We start from the raw sequence: 22144 nt of genomic DNA, 5'->3' as shown, positions 1-22144 counted from the left end.
CCACCGCGGCATCCCCGATGTCGGGGGTCGCGGGAAGGATGGGACCATGTCCGCGCCACACGTCGATCTGCGTGATCTCATGCACATCACGGACGTCGGCGGTTACCAGCGCGGTCTCGCGTACTTCCGCGCCGGCAACGTGCTCGATGTCGTGTGGCATGAGGAACTGCTCGAGCTCGAGGGGCACGTGCAGGGCAGCGGTGACGCGCAGTACGTGACCGGGATCGCGTTCGGCTCGTCGAACGGCACCCGACGCATGCGCACGACACGGTGCACGTGCCCGGTGCGCACCGGATGCAAGCACGTCGTCGCGACCGTGCTCGCGTCGAACGTGCACGAGTACTCCCAGCAGTCCGCCGCGCTGCAGGTGCCGAGCGCGACACCGGTGACGCCCCCGCGTGCAGCGGCTCCCGCCTCGTGGCGCAGTCTGCTCGGCGCGTCGGTCGAACGGCTGCCGCAGCAGCTGGCGCTGGGAGTCGAGCTGCGCCACCGCGAGTCCCGGGCAGAGAACCACTGGGGCCCGAGGCCCGTGCGCGCGGCCGTGCCGCGGGACCTCGCACGCCGGGAGGGTGAACTGCTCCTGGCGATCCGACCGCTCATGCGCAGCGTCCAGACCGGGTCGTGGATCCAGGGCGGCGCAGGGTGGGACGCCGTTCGTCGCGACGCCGCGCAGTTCGGGCGCGAGCAGAACCGCTGGTTCAGCGACCTGCTCAGCATCTCCCGCGATTCGCTCCTCTCCGGGAACGCCGGAGAGTGGCTTGTACTCGACCAGGTCGAGTCCCCGCTGCTGTGGGGCCAGCTGCGCTCGGGTGCCGACGTCGGCATCCCGCTGGTGGCGAGTCAGAAGAGCACCTCCGTGCGGATGGCGACATCCGCCGACGTCTCGGCGCGGATCACCCGTGGCGACGACGGCGCTCTGACCGTGGCCGCCGAGGTGCAGGTCGACGACGTCGAGATCCCGGCGGGGGAGTCGCACCCGATCGGACGCACGGGGCTGTACACGGCTCAGTTGGTCGGCGCTCGGATCGAGATCGTGCTCGCCGAGACCGCACTCAGCGAGCAGACCAGGGCGCTGCTCGCGACACCGGCGCCCATCGTCGTGCCGGCGGCCGACGAGCAGGCGTTCCTCACCGACGCCTATCCGCTTCTCGCGCGCCGCAGCGCGGTGCGGGCGGCGGGCGACCTCTCCCTTCCCGAGGTGCCGGCGCCGGAGCCCGCGCTGACGCTCACCTACGAACGCGGCGACGTGGTCGACTACTCGTTCGAGTGGTCGTACGGCCGCTTCGGCCGCGTGCCCTTCGCCTGGAACAGTGCGGGCGTGCGCGATGCCGAGGCCGAGTCCGCGCTCCGCGCGGGCATCGAGAGCGTGTGGCAGGAGTTCCGCACCACGAACTTCCGTCCCGCCGGATCGCTGCACGACATCGATGCGGCCGCCTTCGTCGCGGAGTGCGTGCCCGCTCTCGAGGCGATCGGCGTCTCGGTCACCTCGAAGGGTACGCGCAAGGAGTACCGCGAGCTGACGGGCGACCCGCAGGTCAAGGTCACGACCGTCGAGACGACCGACTCCGACTGGTTCGACCTCGGCATCCTCGTGACGATCGATGGCAGACGCATCCCCTTCGGCCCGCTGTTCACGGCGCTGAGCCGCGGGCGCAAGAAGCTGCTGCTCTCCGACGGCGGGTACTTCTCGCTCAGCCATCCTGCGCTCGATCGCCTCCGCGACCTGATCGAGGAGGCGGGCGAGCTCGACGAGTGGGAGACGGGTCCGCGGATCAGCCGCTATCAGATCGATCTCTGGGAGGAGTTCGAGGATCTCGCCGACGAGGCCGAGCCGGCGGTGAGCTGGCGCGCCACGGCCGATGGGCTCCGCCAGGCCACGGGCGTGCCCGAGACGGCCGTGCCCGCCGGTCTGGTCGCCGAGCTGCGGCCGTATCAGAAGTCCGGCTTCGACTGGCTCGCCTTCCTCTGGCGCCATCGGCTCGGCGGGATCCTCGCCGACGACATGGGGCTGGGCAAGACCATCCAGCTGCTGACCTTCATCCAGCACACGCGGGAGCAGGGTGAGACACGGCCGTTCCTGGTGCTCGCCCCGACCTCGGTGCTGGGGACCTGGCGCTCGGAGGCCGCCCGCTTCACCCCGGGGTTGCGCGTCGTGGTGGTCGACAGCACCAGCGGCAAGCGTGCGGGGGTGCTTCGGGGCGCGGCCGCATCCGCCGACCTGGTGGTGAGCTCGTACACGGTCGCACGGCTCGACGAGGAGGAGTTCCGCTCGATCGGATGGGCCGCGCTCATCCTCGACGAGGCCCAGTTCGTCAAGAATCCGAAGACCAGGCTGCACCGCGCGATCTCGTCGTTCTCGGCCGAGGTGACCTACGCCGTCACCGGCACGCCGATGGAGAACAGCCTCTCGGAGCTCTGGTCGCTGCTCAAGCTCGCCGCGCCCGGCCTGTTCCCCTCTGCGCGGAAGTTCAAGGACCGCTACATCCAACCGATCGAGAAGGGCAAGGTTCCCGAGAACGCCGAGGGCGGCGAGTATCGCGCCCGCCGCCTCGCCCAGCTGCGCCGACGTGTGCGACCGCTCATGCTGCGCCGCACGAAGGAGCTGGTGGCGCCCGACCTCCCCGCCAAGCAGGAACAGCTGCTCGAGGTCGAGTTGAGTCCCGATCACCGCGCCCTCTACGACGTCGTGCTGCAGAGGGAACGCCAGAAGGTGCTCGGTCTGCTCGACGACCTCGATCGCCATCGCTTCATCGTGTTCCGCTCCCTCACGCTGCTGCGGATGCTGAGTCTCGCGCCCGCGCTGATCGACGAGGCCCATGCCGAGATCGGATCGAGCAAGCTCGACACCCTGCTCGAACGGGTGCGCGAGCTGCAGGCCGAGGGGCATCGCGCGCTGGTGTTCAGCCAGTTCACCTCTTTCCTCGATCTCGCCGCCGCGAGACTCGAGGAGGCCGGCATCCCCTACGCCCACCTCGACGGATCGACCAGGCACCGTGAGCGGGTGATCGACGGATTCAAGGCAGGTCAGCAGCCGGTGTTCCTCATCAGCCTCAAGGCCGGCGGGTTCGGGCTGACCCTGACGGAGGCCGACTACGTCTTCCTGCTCGACCCCTGGTGGAATCCCGCGGCGGAGGAGCAGGCCATCGACCGCACGCACCGGATCGGACAGACGAGCCAGGTGTTCGTGTACCGGATGATCGCGACGGGCACGATCGAGGAGAAGGTGCTCGAGCTGCAGCGCCGCAAGGCCCGGCTGTTCACCGCGGTGATGGACGACGATGAGCTGTTCGCCCAGTCGCTCACGTCGGACGACATCAAGGGCCTGTTCGACGACAACTGATTTCTCCCGGCCGGGTCACCGCGTCCGCCCAGGACCCCGCCGGTAGAATCGAACGTCTGACTTCAGGAGGAATGCATGCGGATCACGGGACTCGGCCACGCCGGGATGTTCATCGAGACGGTGGGCGGGAACATCATCTGCGACCCGGTCCTCGGCCCCTCGTTCTTCGGCTCCTGGTTCCCCTTCCCCGACAATCGCGGCCTCGACTGGGAGCGGTTCGGCCGTGATGCGGACTTCCTTTACATCTCGCACCGGCACCGCGACCACTTCGACCCTGCGCTGCTCGAGCGCTACATCCGCAAGGACATCGAGGTGCTGCTTCCCGAGTACCCGATCGATGATCTCGAGCAGGACATCAGGGCGCTCGGCTACACGAACATCACGCATGCCCCGGCCGGGCAGATCATCGAGCGCGGCGACCTGAAGATCATGATCACCCCGCTGCGCGCCCCGAGCGACGGCCCGATCGGCGATTCGTCGCTCAGCGTCGACGACGGGACGGGGTCTGTGCTCAATCAGAACGACTCGCACCCGCTCGACCTCGACACCCTGCTGCACTTCGGCAAGCCCGACGCGTACTTCACCCAGGTCTCGGGCGCCATCTGGTGGCCGATGGTCTACGACCTGCCGCTCGACGCGAAGCAGAACTTCGCGAAGCTCAAGCGCGATGCGCAGAACAAGCGCGCCATGTACTACATCGACAAGGTCGACGCCCCGCACGTGTTCCCGATGGCGGGACCCCCGATGTTCCTCCGCGACGACCTCTTCGACTTCAACGGCCTCGGGCGCAACGGAGAGTCGATCTTCACCGACCAGAAGCAGTTCCTCGCGCACATGAAGGAGCTGTCGCCCCAGTACGACGGCCACCTGTTCGTGCCGGGCACGGTGGTCACCGTCGCCGGGGGAGAGGTCGCGACCGAGCAGACGCTGTACACCGACCAGGAGCTCTCGCACATCTTCGACGAGAAGTGGGACTATCTCGAGGAGCAGCGCGCGACCCGTCAGCAGGAGATCCGCGACGAGGAGGCCTCGCGAGCCGAGATCATCCCGCCGGCCGAGATGCTCGAGGCGCTCAAGGGCTGGTGGGAGCCGCTGCTGAAGAAGTCGCGCACCATCCGTCTCGGCGTCGGCGGCGCCGTACGGTTCCGGATCGGCGAGCTCGACATGGTCGTCGACTTCCCCCGGGCCAAGGTTCGCGAGTACGCGGGCGAGGAGTGCATCTACTGGTACACGATCCCCGCCGATCTCGTGTCGACCAACATCCGCGACCACGAGATCGACTGGTCGAATTCGATCTTCCTGTCGATGCAGTTCCAGGTCGGGCGCAGCGGCAAGTTCAACGAGTTCCTCACGACGTTCCTCAAGTGCCTCTCGGTCGACCGCATCGAGTACGTCGAGAACTGGTACCAGGAGCAGACCGACCAGACCGAGGACGCCGAGATCGGCGATTGGGTCGTGCAGCGCCGGTGTCCGCATCTGCGTGCGGACCTGACGAAGACCGGCAAGGTCGATGACGACGGGATCCTCACCTGCAGCATGCACGACTGGAAGTGGGACCTGAAGACCGGTCGCTGCCTGTCGACCAGCGGGCACCCGATCCGCTCCACCAAGATCGACGAGGTCACCGACGCCGTGCTCAGCGAGGCCGGGTGACGGTGGTGCGCACCGCACACCGCGACGGCTCCGGGCGTCGCGCGCGTACCTCGCGGCTGGGTCGGCGGGGCACGCTGCGCGGAGCGCGCTGGATCGTCCGCTCGGACGCCTCCCGGCTCGTGTCCATAGCCGCCGAGTTCCTGGAGGCCGAAGGATTCGAGCGTCGCGCCGACGGGTTCGCTGACACGCTCGATTCTCAGGGGTCGGAGTGGAGTGCGGCGGCTCTGGAGATCGGTGACGAAGAGGGCTCGCGCCGCGGCATCTGGAGGAGCCTGTTCCTCGACGACCTGCCGATCCCGTTGCCGCGGGCGCTGCACCACGTCATCCCGCCGACACTGGTGATCGTCGCCTCGCGTCATGTCGCCAAGGGAGTGGCCGAGCTCGTGGTGTTCCCGCACGCCTCGCGCCGCGGTGACTCGGACTACTCGTGGGCGGCGGGTCCGCGCATCGCGAGAGCGCTCGAGGGCATCACCGCCGCGGCGGGGGCAGAGGGCGCCATGCTCTCCCACGAGTCCCTGCGCGCGCTTCCCGACGACGGATCGCCGGCCTCGCAGGCGGTCGTCCGCGACGTGCTGGGGTGGCGCTGAGGTCACGCTAGACTGGGGGCATCAAGCAACCTTTAACACCGTCCTGTGAGGCGGAGAAGGGAGCGGCTGATGAGTGCACGCACCGTCTTGCACGAAGCCGATATCTCGCGGGCTCTGACCCGCATCGCGCACGAGATCCTCGAATCGAACCGAGGGGCTGAGAACCTCGTCCTGCTGGGCATTCCGACCCGCGGCGTCACGCTCGCCCATCGCCTGGCCGCCGCCATCGGTGAGATCGCACACACGACCGTTCCGGTCGGCGCGCTGGATGTGACGCTGTTCCGCGACGACCTCGCATCGCAGCCCACCCGATCGCCGCGCCCGACCGCGATCCCCGCAGACGGCATCGACGGCAGGACCGTGGTCCTGGTGGACGACGTGCTGTTCTCGGGCCGCAGCATCCGCGCGGCCCTCGACGCGTTGCAGTCCATCGGACGCCCCGCCGCGGTGCGCCTGGCCATCCTCGTCGACCGAGGACACCGCGAGCTGCCGATCCGTCCGGACTTCGTCGGCAAGAACATCCCCTCGTCCCGTCAGGAGCGCGTCAACGTGCGCCTCGCCGAGGACGACGGGACCGAGGGGGTGACGATCGAGGCATGAGACACCTGCTCGACACCCGCACCCTCGACCGCGCGACGGCACTGCGCATCCTCGACGTCGCCGAGGACATGTCGGACACGCAGTCCCGCGAAGTCAAGAAGCTGCCGACCCTGCGCGGCAAGACCGTCGTGAACCTCTTCTTCGAGGACTCCACCCGCACGCGCATCTCCTTCGAGGCCGCCGCCAAGCGCCTCTCGGCCGATGTGATCAACTTCGCCGCCAAAGGGTCGAGCGTCTCCAAGGGCGAGAGCCTGAAGGACACCGCCCAGACCCTGCAGGCGATGGGGGCCGACGCCGTCGTCATCCGCCACCCCGCCTCCGGCGCTCCGCAGACCCTCGCCACGAGCGGCTGGATCTCGGCCGGAGTCGTCAACGCGGGGGACGGCACGCACGAGCATCCGACCCAGGCCCTGCTGGATGCCTTCACGATCCGCAAGCGCCGTTTCGGCGCGGAGAGCCGGGGGCGCGACCTTCGCGGCGTCCGCGTCGTGATCGTCGGCGACGTGCTGCACTCCCGTGTCGCCCGCTCGAACGTCTGGCTGCTCGCCACCCTCGGCGCGGAGGTCACTCTGGTCTCTCCTCCGACGCTCGTGCCGCAGAACGTGTCGCTGTGGCCCGCGAAGGTCGTCTACGACCTCGACGAGGCCCTCGCCGAGTCGCCGGATGCGGTCATGATGCTGCGCATCCAGCTCGAGCGGATGAACGCCGCGTATTTCCCGACTGAGCGGGAGTATTCCCGGCGATGGGGTCTCGACGCACGGCGAGTGGCCGGTCTGCCGGACGGTAGCATTGTGATGCACCCCGGACCCATGAACCGCGGGTTGGAGATCTCCTCGGAAGCCGCCGATTCGCCACGGTCCACCGTGCTCGAACAGGTGACGAACGGGGTGTCCGTCCGGATGGCGGTGCTGTACCTGCTTCTGGCAGGAGAACGAGACGACGAACGAGGGGGAGACCAGTGAACGAGACCCTCGTCATCACCGGCGCACGGCTTCTCGGCGCGGAGAGCGCCGACATCATCGTCGAGAACGGCGTGATCGCCGAGATCGGCACCGGACTCTCGCGTTCCGGCGCCCGGGTCCTCGACGCCGCCGGGCTCGTCGCACTCCCGGGCCTGGTCGACCTGCACACGCATCTGCGCGAGCCCGGATACGAGGCGTCCGAGACGATCCTCACCGGCACTCGCGCCGCCGCGTCAGGCGGATTCACCGCGGTGTTCGCGATGCCCAACACCTCGCCGGTAGCCGACACCGCCGGCGTGGTCGAGCAAGAGCTCGCCCTCGGCGAGGCCGCGGGCTATGCCACGGTCCAGCCGATCGGCGCCGTGACCGTGGGACAGAAGGGCGAACGGCTCGCCGAGCTCGGAGCCATGGCCACCTCCCGCGCCCGGGTGCGGGTGTTCAGCGATGACGGGTTCTGCGTGTTCGATCCCCTCATCATGCGTCGCGCGCTGGAGTACGTGAAGTCGTTCGGCGGGGTCATCGCACAGCACGCGCAGGATCCCCGACTCACCGAGGGCGCCCAGATGAACGAGGGCACCGTGTCGGCCGAGCTGGGTCTCGCCGGGTGGCCGGCGGTGGCCGAGGAATCGATCATCGCCCGCGACGTGCTGCTGGCGGAGCACGTCGGCTCGCGTCTGCACGTCTGCCACCTGTCGACCGCGGGGTCGGTGGACATCATCCGCTGGGCCAAGAAGCGCGGCATCGACGTCACCGCCGAGGTCACACCGCACCACCTGCTGCTGACCGACGAGCTGGTGCGCGGCTACGACGCGCGCTACAAGGTGAACCCGCCGCTGCGCCGCGAGGAGGACGTGCTCGCCGTGCGCGAGGGACTCGCCGACGGCACGATCGACATCGTCGCGACCGACCACGCACCGCATCCCGGCGAGAGCAAGGCGTGCGAGTGGCAGGCGGCGGCGAACGGCATGGTCGGCCTCGAGAGCGCCCTGCGTGTCGTGCACCAGTCGATGGTCCAGACCGGTCTGATCGGCTGGGAGGACGTCGCGCGCGTGATGAGCGCCGCCCCGGCGCGCATCGGCCGCCTCTCCGGGCACGGGACGCCCCTCGAGGTCGGGGCCCCCGCTCACATCGCGCTGTACGACGCGTCGGTCGCCGGCGTCTTCACCGAGTCCGACCTTCACGGGCGCAGCGTGAACTCGCCGTACCTCGGGCGCGACCTGCCCGGTCGCGTCGAGTACACCGTGCACGGCGGACTGCTGACCGTCGACGGCGGCACCGTGGTCGAGGAGCTGCGCGCATGATCCCCAGGGATCTCGCCATCGCGATCATGATCGGGCTGGCCGTCTTCGTCCTCGCCGCGATGTTCTTCGCGTGGCGACGACGACTCCGACGCGATTCGGGTCTCGCGGCGCCGCTCGGGGTCCCCGAGCACGCGGAGGTCCTCGACCGGCGCGAGGTGCTGTACGTCTCGACGACCCGGCACGAGCAGCCGCTGGAGCGACTGGCCATCCGCCCCCTGACCTACCGGGCGCGGGGTGAGGCCGCGATCACCGACCGCGGGCTGGCCCTCTGCCTCGACGGAGCGCCGACGGTCTTCCTCGGGGCCGCACGCCTCATCGGGGTCGATCGGGCGACCGTCACGATCGACCGTGTGGTCGAGCCCGGCGGCCTGGTGCGGGTCTCGTGGACCGCCGACGACGGCACACCCGTCGATTCCTACCTCCGTCTCACCGACGGGGATCCCCAGAACTTCATCGCAGAACTGCAGCGACTCGTCCCCGCCTCGGGCACCACGGACGACACCGCCGCCCACGACACAGGAGCAACGTCATGACAGCCCTCCCCGAACCCGCCGTCCTCGTCCTCGAAGACGGGACCCGCCACGTCGGTCGCGCTTACGGCGCGCTCGGAACCACGCTGGGCGAGGTCGTCTTCGCCACCGGCATGTCCGGTTACCAGGAGACGCTCACCGACCCCTCGTACGCCGGCCAGATCGTGCTGCAGACGGCACCCCACATCGGCAACACCGGCATGAACGACGAGGACACCGAGTCCCGGCGCATCTGGGTCGCCGGATACATCGTGCGCGATCCCTCGCGCGTGGTGTCGAACTGGCGCGCGAACGCGTCGCTCGACGAGGTCCTCGTGCAGGACGCGATCGTCGGCATCAGCGGCATCGACACCAGGTCGGTCACCCGCCACATCCGCGCCGCGGGTTCCATGCGCGGGGGCATCTTCTCGGGAGACGCGGCGAAGACCGACGCCGACGAGCAGCTGCGCATCGTCCGCGAGGCGCCGCAGATGGCCGGCCGCAATCTCTCGGCCGAGGTCTCGGTGGAGACCGCGGAGGTGACGCCGGCGGTGGGCGAGAAGGTCGGCAACCTCGCCGTCCTCGACCTCGGCGTCAAGCAGGCGACGATCGACAACCTCGCCGCCCGTGGGTTCGAGGTGCACGTGCTTCCGCAGGACGTCACGATCGACGGCATCCGCGCGATCGACCCCGTCGCGGTGTTCTACTCCAACGGCCCCGGAGACCCCGCGGCCTCGGGCGACCACGTCGAACTGCTGCGTGCGGTGCTCGACGACGGGCTGCCGTTCTTCGGGATCTGCTTCGGCAACCAGCTGCTCGGCCGTGCACTCGGCCTCGGCACGTACAAGCTGCCGTTCGGGCACCGCGGCATCAACCAGCCCGTGCTCGACAAGTCGACGGGGCGGGTCGAGATCACCGCGCACAACCACGGCTTCGCCGTCGACGCCCCGCTGGAGGGCTCCTTCGACAGCCCGAACGGCTACGGCAAGGTCGAGGTCAGCCACATCGGTCTGAACGACCGCGTCGTCGAGGGCCTCCGCGCGCTCGACATCCCCGCGTTCTCCGTGCAGTACCACCCGGAGGCGGCCGCAGGCCCCCACGACGCCAACTACCTCTTCGACCGATTCCGCGACATGGTCGTCGACACCCAGAAGGACGCCAAGTAATGCCCAAGCGCGACGACATCAACTCCGTTCTCGTCATCGGCTCCGGCCCGATCGTCATCGGTCAGGCCTGCGAGTTCGACTACTCCGGCACCCAGGCGTGCCGCGTCCTCCGCGAGGAGGGGGTCAGGGTCATCCTGGTCAACTCCAACCCCGCCACGATCATGACCGATCCGGACTTCGCCGACGCGACCTACATCGAGCCGATCACCTGGCAGGTCATCGAGACCATCATCGCCAAGGAGCGTCCGGACGCGATCCTGCCGACCCTCGGCGGTCAGACCGCCCTGAACGCCGCGATCGAGCTGCACAACCACGGCATCCTCGAGAAGTACGACGTCGAGCTGATCGGTGCGAGCTTCGAGGCGATCAACAAGGGCGAGGACCGTCAGGTCTTCAAGCAGCTGGTGCTGGATGCCGGCGCCGACGTGGCGCGCAGCATCATCGCGCACACGATGGACGACCTGCTCGAGGGTGCCGCCGAGCTGGGCTACCCGCTCGTCGTCCGCCCCTCGTTCACCATGGGCGGTCTCGGCTCCGGGTTCGCCTACGACGAGCAGGACCTCCGTCGCATCGGTGGAGCGGGTCTGCGCGATTCCCCGACCACCGAGGTGCTCCTGGAGGAGTCCATCCTCGGCTGGAAGGAGTACGAGCTCGAGCTCATGCGCGACACGGCCGACAACACGGTCGTCGTCTGCTCGATCGAGAATGTCGATCCCGTCGGCGTCCACACCGGCGACTCGATCACGGTGGCACCCGCGCTCACCCTCACCGACCGCGAGTACCAGAACATGCGCGACATCGGCATCGACATCATCCGCGCGGTGGGCGTGGACACGGGCGGCTGCAACATCCAGTTCGCGGTCGACCCCAGCAACGGGCGCATCATCGTCATCGAGATGAACCCGCGCGTCTCGCGCTCCAGCGCGCTGGCCTCGAAGGCGACCGGATTCCCGATCGCGAAGCTCGCGGCGAAGCTCGCCCTCGGCTACCGGCTCGACGAGATCCCCAACGACATCACGGGTGTGACCCCGGCGAGCTTCGAGCCGACGCTCGACTACGTCGTGGTCAAGGTGCCGCGGTTCGCGTTCGAGAAGTTCCCCGCCGCCGACGCCACGCTCACCACGACCATGAAGTCGGTCGGCGAGGCCATGGCGATCGGACGCAACTACGCGACCGCGCTGCAGAAGGCGCTCCGCTCGCTCGAGAAGCGCGGATCCAGCTTCCACTGGGGCGCCGAGGAGCGTTCGGTCGAGCAGCTGCTCGAGATCTCGAAGGTGCCGACCGACGGGCGCATCGTCACTCTGCAGCAGGCGCTGCGCAAGGGCGCGACGATCGAGCAGGCCTTCGACGCCACGGCGATCGACCCGTGGTTCATCGACCAGATCGTGCTCATCAACGAGGTCGCGGAGATCGTCCGCACGGCCCCCGAGCTCGACGCCGCCACCCTGCGGTACGCCAAGGAGCACGGCTTCTCCGACGCGCAGATCGCGCAGCTGCGCGGTGACGACGAGGCCGAGATCCGCGGCGTGCGCCACGGATTCGGCATCCGGCCCGTGTACAAGACGGTCGACACCTGTGCGGGCGAGTTCCCGGCTCTCACCCCGTACCACTACTCGAGCTACGACTTCGAGACCGAGGTGGCGCCCTCGGAGCGCACGAAGGTGGTGATCATCGGGTCGGGCCCGAACCGCATCGGCCAGGGCGTCGAGTTCGACTACTCGTGCGTGCACGCCTCATTCGCGCTGTCGGATGCCGGGTTCGAGACCGTCATGGTCAACTGCAACCCCGAGACCGTCTCGACGGACTACGACACCTCCGATCGCCTCTACTTCGAGCCGCTCACGCTGGAGGACGTGCTCGAGGTGCTGGACGCGGAAGCCGCCAGCGGCACCATCCTCGGCGTCGTCTGCCAGCTCGGCGGCCAGACCCCGCTCGGACTCGCGAAGGGCATCGAGGCCGCCGGCTACACGGTGCTCGGCACCAGCCCCGCGGCGATCGACATCGCGGAGGAGCGGGAGCTCTTCTCACAGCTGCTCGATTCGGCGGGCCTCATCGCTCCGCGTCACGGCACCGCCGTCGACGCCGACGGCGCGGTCGCGGTCGCCGAGGAGATCGGCTACCCCGTGCTCGTGCGCCCGAGCTTCGTGCTCGGCGGTCGCGGCATGGAGATCGTCTACGACACGGCGTCGCTGCGCGACTACTTCGTGCGCACCGCCGACGAGGTCGTCATCGAGGAGGGCAAGCCGCTCCTGGTCGACCGCTTCCTCGATGATGCGATCGAGCTCGACGTCGACGCTCTCTACGACGGCACCGATCTGTTCATCGGCGGAGTCATGGAGCACCTCGAAGAGGCGGGCATCCACTCCGGCGACTCCAGCTGCACGCTGCCGCCGGTGTCGCTCGGTCGCACCGACGTCGACCGCGTGCGCGAGGCCACGCTGGCGATCGCCGAGGGCGTCGGCGTGCGCGGCCTGCTGAACGTGCAGTTCGCGATCAGCGCCGGCGTACTCTACGTCATCGAGGCCAACCCGCGCGCCAGCCGCACGGTGCCGTTCGTCTCCAAGGCGCTCGGCATCCCGATGGCCAAGGCCGCGAGCCGCGTGATGGCCGGATCGACCATCGCGGAGCTGCGCGCCGAGGGCATGCTGCCCGCGCAGGACGGCTCGCGGGTGCCGCTCGACGCGCCGGTCTCCGTCAAGGAGGCGGTGCTGCCGTTCAAGCGGTTCCGCACCGCCGACGGCAAGACGGTCGACTCCATCCTCGGCCCGGAGATGCGCTCGACGGGTGAGGTCATGGGCATCGACCGCGACTTCCCGACCGCGTTCGCCAAGAGCCAGGCCGCCGCGTACGGCGGCATGCCGACCTCCGGGACGGTGTTCATCTCGGTCGCCGACTCCGACAAGCGCGCAGTGATCCTGCCGGCGCACCGCCTGCAGCAGCTCGGGTTCACGATCGTGGCCACCGAGGGCACCGCCGAGATCCTCTCGCGCAACGGCATCGCCGTGACCGTGGTGGAGAAGTACAGCGAGACCCAGGAGTCGGGGGCGACCAACATCGTCGACCTGATCAACGACGGCTCGATCGACATCGTCGTGAACACCCCCTCGGGCGGTGCGGCACGGGCCGACGGGTACGAGATCAGGGCCGCGGCGGTCGCGGCGGACAAGGCGCTGTTCACCACGATGGCCGTGCTCGGTGCCGCGGTGAGCGGCATGGACGCGGCGCACGAGGGCTTCCAGGTCAAGAGCCTGCAGGAATACGCCCTCGACCGGAAGGCCGCGGTGTGAGCATCCGCTTCGGCGAACGCATCCGCACGACCCTCGCCGAGCGGGGACCGCTGTGTGTGGGCATCGACCCCCATGCAGCGCTCCTCGCGGCGTGGGGCCTCGCCGACGACGCCTCCGGCGCGCGGGAGTTCGGGCTGAGGACCGTCGAGGCGGCGGCCGGCCGCGTCGGTGTCGTCAAGCCGCAGGTGTCGTTCTTCGAGCGCTTCGGCTCGTCGGGCTTCGCCGCGCTCGAAGAGGTGCTGGCCGCCGCACGTGCGGCGGGACTGGTCGTGATCGCCGATGCGAAGCGCGGCGACATCGGCTCGACGATGGACGCGTACGCCGAAGCCTGGCTGACGCCGGGCTCACCTCTCGAAGCGGATGCCCTCACGGTCAATCCGTTCCTCGGGGTCGGTGCCCTCGACGGCGCCTTCTCGCTCGCGCAGCAGCACGGAAAGGGCCTGTTCGTGCTCGCCGCGACGAGCAATCCCGAGGCGGAGGCGCTGCAGCGCTCCGTCTCGGAGACGGGACGAGCGGTGTCCGCCGACATCGTCTCTGTCGTCTCCGCCCGCAACGCCGAGCACATCGGCGCGGGGGAGTGGGGCAGCTTCGGCTTCGTGATCGGGGCCACGGTGGATTGGACGGATGCCGGCATCGCGGCGTTCGCCCCGATCGCGCCCATCCTCGCTCCGGGCTTCGGCACGCAGGGGGCGACGCCGTCCGATCTGCACCGCCGGTTCGGGTCCATGAGCGACGCGGTCCTCGCGAGCGAGAGCCGCAGCATCCTCTCGGCCGGGCCAACGGGCCTCGCCGCAGCCATCGACGCGCGCGTCGCAGAGTACAGGGAGGTCGGCCGTGGCTGAGTCTCGTCCGGTTCCCGAGGTCGACCGCGCGGCGGCCGCGCGCAAAGCGGTCGAGCGACGACGCGCCCGTGCGTCGCTCAAGCGCGACCTGACCACGCGGGTCGTCACCCCGCAGACCGTGCTGCGGCGGGCGACGGCGGATCCGGACTCCGTCGAGGGTTCCCTGCGGATCACCGACTTCCTGCTCGCCCTCCCGGCGATCGGCGCGGGAAAGCGCGACCGCATCCTCGACGAGCTGCACATCTCGTCGGTCAAGCGCCTCGGCGGCCTCGGCGTTCGTCAGCGCGCCGCGCTGTCCGGATGGCTCGACACGCGCTTCCCCGTGACGGAGCCCCGGGGCGCGCGCAGCCGGCTGCTCGTGCTCGCCGGCCCCACCGCGGTCGGCAAGGGCACGGTCGCGGCCCACATCCGCGAGCACAACCCCGAGATCCACCTCTCCGTCTCGGCCACGACGAGAGCGCCGCGCCCTGGCGAGGTCGACGGCGTGCACTACTACTTCGTGGATGACGCCGAGTTCGATCGGCTGATCGAGCAGGACGAGCTGCTCGAATACGCGGTGGTGCACAACCGGTCGCGCTACGGCACGCCACGTGCGCCCATCGACGCCGCTCTGGCCGAGGGCAGGACGGTGCTGCTCGAGATCGATCTGCAGGGCGCACGCCAGGTCCGCCGCGCCGAACCGGCCGCCACGCTCATCTTCCTGCTGCCGCCGACCTGGGACGAACTCGTGCAGCGACTGGTCGGTCGCGGCACCGAGGGCGCCGAGGAACGGGCGCGTCGACTGCGCACGGCGAAGGTCGAACTGGCCGCCCAGAACGAGTTCGACCACCTCATCGTGAACGAGGACGTCGCCGCTGCCGCCGCCGAGGTCGTAGAATTGTCTCTGAGCTCTGCGCGCTGACACGATTTCGGGGATCTTTCCACATCCGGTCCCTGAGCCCGTCGAAGGTCGCGCGCCTGCTGCACCGTCTTCGCGACGATCCCGTCGCCTGATCAGGAGGTCCCACCATGGCCGGACACCACACCAACGGCATCATCGATCCCCCCATCGACAACCTGCTCGACCGCGTCGACTCGAAGTACGAGCTCGTGATCTACGCCGCCAAGCGCGCGCGCCAGATCAACGACTACTACTCCGACCTCCACGAGGGCAACCTGTTCGACAACGTCGGCCCGCTGGTCGACTCGTCGGTCGAGGACAAGCCGCTCACGATCGCCCTGCACGAGATCAACGAAGACAAGCTGCGCCTCCGTCACGCCGAGTGACGTCCGATGACCGCACCGCCGACCGATGTCGGCGGTGCGGTCCATCATGGGATCACCCCCTCCCGTCTGCCCGATCCGTTCTGGAGCCCCGATGAGCGCGCTGCGTCTGTTCACGTCCGAGTCCGTCACCGAGGGGCACCCCGACAAGATCTGCGACCAGATCTCGGACAGCATCCTCGACGGCCTCCTCGCGAAGGATCCCGGTTCCCGCGTCGCCGTCGAGACCCTCGTCACCACGGGGCTCGTGCACGTCGCCGGCGAGATCCGGACTGAGGCCTACGTCGACATCCCGACGATCGTCCGTCAGGTCGTCAACCGCATCGGCTACACCTCGAGCGACACCGGCTTCGACGGGGATTCGTGCGGTGTGAGCATCTCGGTGGGCGAGCAGTCCACCGACATCGCCCATGGGGTCGACAGCGCGCAGGAGCACCGCGACGGCTCGTCCGTCGATCCGCTCGACGGACTGGGCGCCGGCGATCAGGGCATCATGTTCGGGTTCGCCACCAACGAGACGCCTCAGCTGATGCCGATGGCCGCCTGGACCGCGCACCGCATCGCCGAGCGGCTCGCCGAGGTGCGTCGCTCGGGTGCGCTCGGATTCCTGCGCCCCGACGGCAAGACGCAGGTCACCCTCGGATACGAGGGCTTCACCCCGAAGACCGTCGACGCGGTGGTCCTCTCGACGCAGCATCACCCCGACATCTCGCAGGACGAGATCAAGGCCCAGGTCCGTGAGCACGTCATCGACCCGATCCTCGCGACGACGGGGCTCGACCTCGACGACGTCACCTACTACATCAACCCCGCCGGCCCGTTCGTGACCGGCGGCCCGAAGGGCGACGCCGGTCTCACCGGACGCAAGATCATCATCGACACCTACGGCGGCGCCGCCCGTCACGGCGGTGGGGCGTTCAGCGGCAAGGATCCGTCGAAGGTCGACCGCTCCGGCGCCTACGCGACGCGGTGGGTCGCCAAGAACGCGGTCGCCGCGGGACTCGCGGACCGGCTCGAGGTGCAGGTGGCCTATGCCATCGGCGTCGCCCGACCCGTGGGCCTGTACGTCGAGACCTTCGGCACCGGAAAGGTGTCGGACGAGGTCATCACCCGTGCGATCGACGAGGTGTTCGACCTCCGACCCCAGGCGATCATCGATCAGCTCGACCTGCTGCGCCCGATCTACGCGCAGACGGCGGCGTACGGTCACTTCGGTCGCGACCTCCCCGACTTCACATGGGAGCGCACCGACCGCGCCGAGGAGCTTCGTCGCGCCGCGGGCCTCTGAGGGACGGCCCGATGGCACCCCCGCGCTCATGACCGAGAGCCGGCGCATCGCGCGCGTGCTCCTGGACTCCCCGCTCCCGCAGCTCGATCGACTGTTCGACTACGCTCTGCCCGCCGCCCTGGGTGAGGTTCCGCTCGGCGTACGGGTGCGTGTGCCGCTGCGCACCGCGGGTCGTGTCGTCGACGGGTACATCGTCGAACTCGACACCGAAGACGACGCCGACCGTCCTCTGTCGGAGGTCGACAGCGTCGTGTCGACGGTGTCGGTGCTGCCCGCGCGCCTCTACCGGCTCGCGCGGCGCGCGGCGGACCGCGCGGCGGGTTCCGCCTCCGACGTGCTGCGACTCGTGATCCCCAAGCGCCAGGTGCGCGTCGAGAAGGCCTGGACGGCGGACGCTCCGGCCCCGGTCCCCACAGACGAGCAGCAGGCCGCGGCCGCCCGGGTCGTCGACGAGTACGACGGACTGGCCGAGGTCCTCGACGAGGGCACGCGGGCGGCGGTCGAAGCGGTGCCCGTCTCCCGTGAGGGGGTGCAGGGCTGGGCCGCGCTGCTCGCGGCGGCGGCGGTGCACACTCTCGCGGCGGGCCGATCGAGTGTGCTGGTGGTGCCGGACCACCGCGACCTCGACCGCCTGCTCGCGGCGCTCGAGGTGCTCGCTCCCGCAGAGGCGGTGGTGCGGCACGATTCGCGATTGACGAACCCCGACCGCTACCGGTCCTTCCTGCGCACGCTCGAGGACGCCCCGTGCATCGTGGTGGGCAATCGCTCGGCCGTGTACGCCCCGGTGCAGGCAGGTCTCGTCGCGGTCTGGGACGACGGCGATCCGCTGCTCGGCGAACCGCTCGCCCCGTACATCAACGCCCGCGATGCCGCGCTCCTGCGCCAGGAGCAGGAGGATTCCGCGCTGTTGTACGCCGGTCACACCCGCACGACCGATGTGGAGAGGCTCGTCGCGCACGGGTACCTGCACGATGTCCGGGCGACACGGCGGGTGCTCCCGCGCGTGGTGCTCAGCACGCCGCAGGAGATGGACGCACCGACAGCGCAGCGGATGCCGTCGTCGGCGTTCCTCTCCGCGCGCAACGCCGCAGCCGACGGGCCCGTGCTCGTGCAGGTGTCGCGCCCGGGGTTCTCCCCGTCGCTGGTGTGCGCCGACTGCCGTGCACCGGCCCGGTGCGCGCACTGCGGCGGACCGCTGGGAGCCACGCACCGCGGGGCCGTGCCCGTCTGTGCGTGGTGCGGTCGCGGTGCTCGTGCGTGGGCGTGCCCGGCCTGCTCCTCGACGAAGCTGCGTCTCGCATCCTCCGGCAGCGAGCGCACGGCCGACGAACTGGGCAAGGCATTCCCCGGCATCCGGGTGATCGTCGCCGACAGCGCGCACCCCGTCGAGCAGGTCGCCGACAAGCCGTCGCTCGTGGTCGCGACGAGAGGAGCCGAACCGCTGGCCGAGGGCGGATACCGGGCCGTGGTGCTGCTCGACGGGCCGCGGATGCTGCAGGCCCCGGACCTGCGCATCGGTGAGGCGTGTCTGCGGTGGTGGTCGAACGCGGCCGCCCTCGCGGCTCCCGGCGCTCCGATCCACCTGGTGGGCGTCGACGGCGGCATCGCCCGAGCGCTCGCGACCTGGAACCACTCGGGCTTCGCCCGTGCCGAGCTCGCCGAGCGCGCACCGCTGCACATGCCCCCCGCCGCGCGGGTGGCACTGGTCGAAGGGACGGTCGCCGCGGTGGCCCGGGGCCTGGCGTCTCTGCACGATCTCGCTCTGCCGCCCGATGCGGTGCTCGGACCGGTGCCGATCGAATCCGACGACTACCCGCCGCGGGTGCGCGCCCTGGTCCGCTTCGACTACGGCGCAGGACAGCGGGTGGCCTCGACCCTCCGCGCAGCCGTGGTCGCCGAAGCTGTCAGTGCGCGCCGGGGCAAGGGCAAGTCCACTCGGAGCGCGCTCTCGGTTCGCCTCGATATCCTCGACCCAGAGCTCTGAACGCGGCACCGCCTCGAACTCACCCGATCTCCACCTGGATCCCTCCGGAGCACCTTCATGCGACTCGTCTTCGCCGGCACACCGTCGGCCGCCGTCCCCACCCTCCGCCGCCTCGCCGGCGAGCACGACATCGCGGCCGTGGTGACGCGGCCCGACGCGCCGTTGGGGCGCAGGCGCGTGCTCACTCCGTCGCCCGTCGCGCAGGCCGCGTCCGAGCTCGGTCTTCCGGTGATCGCGGCTGCCAGGCTCGACGACGCCGTCACGGCGGCGATCGCCGAGCTCGACGCCGAACTCGGGGTCATCGTCGCCTACGGCGGGCTCGTGCGCGAGCCACTGCTGTCGACGCCGGCGAAGGGATGGATCAACCTGCACTTCTCGCTGCTGCCGAGCTGGCGGGGCGCCGCACCGGTGCAGCGTGCGCTGATCGCGGGGGATCCTGAGCTCGGCGCCAGCGTGTTCCAGCTCGTTCCTGCACTCGACGCCGGCGACGTCTTCGCCGCACGCGTCGTCGACGTCGATGAGAAGGCGACCGCGGACGCCGCCCTCGAGTCGCTGTCGATCGACGGCGCGGCGCTCACCGCCGAAGTGGTCGCGGCGATCGCCGAGGGCTCGGCCGTCGCCGTTCCTCAACAGGGGGAGCCGACTCTCGCCCCGAAGCTCACTCTCGACGACGGTCTGATCGACTGGGCCCAGCCGCTGTCGCGGGTGTTCGCCCGCTTCCGCGGCGTGACCCCCGAACCGGGCGCGCACACCACGGTCGACGGCCTGCGGCTGAAGATCCTCGAGGCCGCTCCCTCCGTGGGCGCGGATGCGCTCGAGCCCGGACAGATCGCCGCGACGAAGTCCGCGCTGCTGATCGGCACCGCCTCGGAGCCGCTCGCGGTCACGCGGGTGCAGCCTGCGGGCAAGGGAGCGATGAACGCTGTCGACTGGTGGCGCGGACAGCGCGGCACCGAGGATCTGCGGGTGGGCGCATGAGCGGCCAGCGGGACGACCGCTCGCGACGCGATGCGAAGTCCGACGCCGACGGCACCCGCGGCGGCCGCGGCGGCTCCGGCCGCTCCGTGTCCGGTCGGGGCGACGACGCACGCGGCGGTTCGGCGCGGAACGGCTCGGCTCGGGGCAGCTCGGCAGCGCCGCAGCGGACGGTCCAGCCCGCGCGTCGCGTCGCCTACGACGTGCTGCGGGCCGTGTCCGAGTCCGACGCCTACGCCAACCTGGTCCTGCCGCCGACGATCGCCGACGCCGGTCTCACGCCTCAGGACGCCGCACTGGCCACGGAACTCGCGTACGGCACGCTGCGTCGACGCGGCACCTACGACGCGATCATCTCGGCGGCCGCGGATCGTCCCGCAGAGGAGATCGACCCTGCCGTGCTCGACGCGCTGCGACTCGCGACTCATCAGCTGCTCGCCACCAGGGTCGCGTCGCACGCCGCGGTGAACGAGTCCGTGAACCTGGTCGCCGCGCACCAGGGCCGTGGCGCATCCAGCTTCGCCAATGCGGTGCTCCGACGCATCTCGCGTGAGACACCGGGGGAGTGGGAGCAGCGGATCGAGGCGTCCGCCCGGTCGGACGACGAGAGGCTCGCACTCCGCACCGCGCATCCGGTCTGGGTCATCCGAGCACTCCGTCGGGCTCTCGCCGCGGAGGGACGGGTCGACGAGCTCGACGAGCTCCTCGACGCCGACAACGCCTCGCCGGAGGTCACGCTGGTCGCGCTTCCCGGACTCGCCGAGCCGGGCGAACCCCGGCGCCCGTACGCCCCGACGGCCTATGCATCGGCAGGTGGCGATCCGCACCGGGTGATCGCCGCATCCGGGGGCACCGTGCGCGTGCAGGACGAGGGCTCCCAGCTCGTCGCGCTGGCGCTGGCCGGTGCCGCACCGATCGTCCCCGGCGAGCGGTGGCTCGACCTCTGCGCGGGTCCCGGCGGCAAGACCGCGCTGCTGGCCGCGATCGCTCGGCAGCACGAGGTGCGGCTCGAGGCCAACGAGGTCGTGCCCACCAGGGCGCGTCTCGTCCGCAACGCTCTGCGCGCCGTTCCCGGCGACGTGACCGTGCACGAGGAGGACGGTCGCACGTTCGGGACCACGCACCCGGGCGGCTTCGATCGCATCCTCGTGGATGCCCCGTGCACCGGGCTCGGCGCACTCCGACGCCGGCCCGAAGCCCGCTGGCGCAAGTCGCCGGCCGATGTCGCCGATCTCGTGCCGCTGCAGGTCGAGCTGCTCCGCTCCGCCCTCGACGCCGTCGCTCCCGGGGGGATCGTCGCCTACGTCACGTGCTCGCCCCACCTCGCCGAGACGACCGGCGTGGTGCAGGATGTGCTTCGCGGGCGCAGCGACGTCACCGAACTCGACGCCCGCTCCGTGGTCGCCGACGTCGCGGACGCGCCGATCGACCTCGCCGACGATGGGTCCGGCCGCGTGCAGCTCTGGCCGCATCGTCACGGCACCGATGCGATGTTCCTGGCGCTGCTGCGCCGTGACACGGCCGCACCCCGAGACATCCCGCCCGCCGACGAAGGAGACTAGAGACGTGGACCTGCCCCGCGCCCCGCGCATCAACCCCAGCATCCTGGCCGCCGACTTCGTCAACATGCAGCGTGATCTTGCCAGGATCGCGTCGGCGGACTTCGCGCACGTCGACGTGATGGACAACCACTTCGTGCCCAACCTCACGTTCGGCCCGCAGATGGTGGAGCGGATCCAGGCGACCAGCCCGATCCCGCTCGACGTGCACCTCATGATCACCGATCCGGAGCGTTGGGCCCCCGCCTACGCCGAGCTGGGGGCCGCGAGTGTGACCTTCCATCTCGAGGCCGCCGCAGACCCGATCTCGCTCGCCAGGAGGCTGCGCGACATCGGAGCCCGCGCGGGCGTCGCCATCAAGCCCGACACGCCCGCGGAGGGGTTGTACAGCGTCCTCGAGGAGTTCGACCAGATCCTCGTGATGACCGTGGAGCCGGGTTTCGGCGGCCAGGGATTCATGTCCGAGACCATGCCCAAGCTGCGCGCCCTCGCGGAGGAGGCGAAGCGACGGGGCTCGACCGTCTGGCTGCAGGTCGACGGGGGGATCTCCGACGCGACGATCGAGGAGGCCGCTGCCGCCGGTGCCGACACCTTCGTAGCCGGGTCCGCGGTCTACGGCGCGGATGACGTCGAGGCGGCCGTCACCCGGCTCAGGGACCGCGCCAGAGCCGCTAGCCTGGAATCGTGAAGACTTTCGACGAGCTGTTCGCCGAGCTCAGCGTCAAGGCGGAGACCCGACCCGAGGGATCGGGCACGGTCGCGGAGCTCGACGGCGGCGTGCACACGATCGGCAAGAAGATCGTCGAGGAGGCCGCCGAGGTCTGGATG

Annotated in this window: 18 protein-coding genes; all 18 read left to right on the top strand. The window is 70.1% G+C overall.

From position 1 onward, the window contains the following. The first annotated feature begins 46 nt into the window (after positions 1 to 46). Positions 47 to 3340 carry an SNF2-related protein gene (locus tag ABTZ43_RS03500; protein ID WP_350537834.1) on the top strand — a complete coding sequence of 1098 codons (3294 nt, stop codon included), beginning with the start codon at positions 47 to 49 and terminating at the stop codon, positions 3338 to 3340. A gap of 75 nt (positions 3341 to 3415) precedes the next feature. After that, entirely contained in the window at positions 3416 to 4993 is a 1578-nt protein-coding gene (locus ABTZ43_RS03495; RefSeq protein WP_056417608.1) for a Rieske 2Fe-2S domain-containing protein, read from the top strand. Next, entirely contained in the window at positions 4990 to 5580 is a 591-nt protein-coding gene (locus tag ABTZ43_RS03490) for a hypothetical protein (RefSeq protein ID WP_056417605.1), read from the top strand. Before ABTZ43_RS03495 ends, ABTZ43_RS03490 begins: the two co-directional genes overlap by 4 nt. Before the next feature lie 69 nt (positions 5581 to 5649). Next, complete coding sequence (gene pyrR, locus ABTZ43_RS03485; protein ID WP_350537833.1) at positions 5650 to 6180, top strand: bifunctional pyr operon transcriptional regulator/uracil phosphoribosyltransferase PyrR; 531 nt, start codon at positions 5650 to 5652, stop codon at positions 6178 to 6180. Next, positions 6177 to 7142, top strand: coding sequence for an aspartate carbamoyltransferase catalytic subunit (locus ABTZ43_RS03480; RefSeq protein ID WP_056417597.1), 966 nt, complete (start codon positions 6177 to 6179; stop codon positions 7140 to 7142). The genes pyrR and ABTZ43_RS03480 overlap by 4 nt, the downstream gene beginning before the upstream one ends. Then, the gene (locus tag ABTZ43_RS03475; RefSeq protein ID WP_350537832.1) at positions 7139 to 8443 is read left to right on the top strand and encodes a dihydroorotase; all 1305 of its coding nucleotides are present in this window, start codon (positions 7139 to 7141) and stop codon (positions 8441 to 8443) included. The genes ABTZ43_RS03480 and ABTZ43_RS03475 overlap by 4 nt, the downstream gene beginning before the upstream one ends. Continuing rightward, positions 8440 to 8976, top strand: a complete 537-nt coding sequence (locus ABTZ43_RS03470) for a PH-like domain-containing protein (RefSeq protein WP_314096657.1) — start codon at positions 8440 to 8442, stop codon at positions 8974 to 8976. Before ABTZ43_RS03475 ends, ABTZ43_RS03470 begins: the two co-directional genes overlap by 4 nt. Beyond that, positions 8973 to 10118: a glutamine-hydrolyzing carbamoyl-phosphate synthase small subunit gene (gene carA, locus ABTZ43_RS03465; RefSeq protein ID WP_056417587.1), complete on the top strand. Its 1146-nt coding sequence runs from the start codon at positions 8973 to 8975 to the stop codon at positions 10116 to 10118. Before ABTZ43_RS03470 ends, carA begins: the two co-directional genes overlap by 4 nt. Beyond that, on the top strand, positions 10118 to 13405 hold the full coding sequence (gene carB / locus ABTZ43_RS03460; RefSeq protein ID WP_350537831.1) for a carbamoyl-phosphate synthase large subunit: 3288 nt from the start codon (positions 10118 to 10120) through the stop codon (positions 13403 to 13405). The genes carA and carB overlap by 1 nt, the downstream gene beginning before the upstream one ends. Further along, on the top strand, positions 13402 to 14247 hold the full coding sequence (pyrF, locus tag ABTZ43_RS03455; protein WP_350537830.1) for an orotidine-5'-phosphate decarboxylase: 846 nt from the start codon (positions 13402 to 13404) through the stop codon (positions 14245 to 14247). The genes carB and pyrF overlap by 4 nt, the downstream gene beginning before the upstream one ends. Further along, complete coding sequence (gmk, locus tag ABTZ43_RS03450; protein WP_056417577.1) at positions 14240 to 15148, top strand: guanylate kinase; 909 nt, start codon at positions 14240 to 14242, stop codon at positions 15146 to 15148. The genes pyrF and gmk overlap by 8 nt, the downstream gene beginning before the upstream one ends. A gap of 107 nt (positions 15149 to 15255) precedes the next feature. After that, a complete protein-coding gene (rpoZ, locus tag ABTZ43_RS03445; RefSeq protein WP_042536631.1) occupies positions 15256 to 15513 on the top strand; it encodes a DNA-directed RNA polymerase subunit omega in 258 nt (85 codons plus the stop codon). 91 nt (positions 15514 to 15604) lie between these two features. Then, entirely contained in the window at positions 15605 to 16798 is a 1194-nt protein-coding gene (metK, locus tag ABTZ43_RS03440; protein WP_056417574.1) for a methionine adenosyltransferase, read from the top strand. 28 nt (positions 16799 to 16826) lie between these two features. Beyond that, on the top strand, positions 16827 to 18782 hold the full coding sequence (locus ABTZ43_RS03435) for a primosomal protein N' family DNA-binding protein (protein ID WP_350537829.1): 1956 nt from the start codon (positions 16827 to 16829) through the stop codon (positions 18780 to 18782). Between the two features lie 57 nt (positions 18783 to 18839). Next, the gene (gene fmt, locus ABTZ43_RS03430) at positions 18840 to 19760 is read left to right on the top strand and encodes a methionyl-tRNA formyltransferase (RefSeq protein WP_350537828.1); all 921 of its coding nucleotides are present in this window, start codon (positions 18840 to 18842) and stop codon (positions 19758 to 19760) included. Continuing rightward, complete coding sequence (locus ABTZ43_RS03425; RefSeq protein WP_350537827.1) at positions 19757 to 21319, top strand: RsmB/NOP family class I SAM-dependent RNA methyltransferase; 1563 nt, start codon at positions 19757 to 19759, stop codon at positions 21317 to 21319. The genes fmt and ABTZ43_RS03425 overlap by 4 nt, the downstream gene beginning before the upstream one ends. Before the next feature lie 4 nt (positions 21320 to 21323). Then, entirely contained in the window at positions 21324 to 22004 is a 681-nt protein-coding gene (gene rpe, locus ABTZ43_RS03420) for a ribulose-phosphate 3-epimerase (protein ID WP_056417564.1), read from the top strand. Then, the coding region (locus ABTZ43_RS03415) for a nucleoside triphosphate pyrophosphohydrolase family protein (RefSeq protein WP_502885315.1) at positions 22001 to 22144 on the top strand (144 nt) is incomplete at its 3' end. The genes rpe and ABTZ43_RS03415, both read left to right, overlap by 4 nt.

This window comes from Microbacterium sp. NPDC097977 (assembly GCF_040302605.1).
Taxonomy (GTDB): Bacteria; Actinomycetota; Actinomycetes; order Actinomycetales; family Microbacteriaceae; genus Microbacterium.
This window is presented reverse-complemented; position numbering and strand designations above follow the sequence as displayed.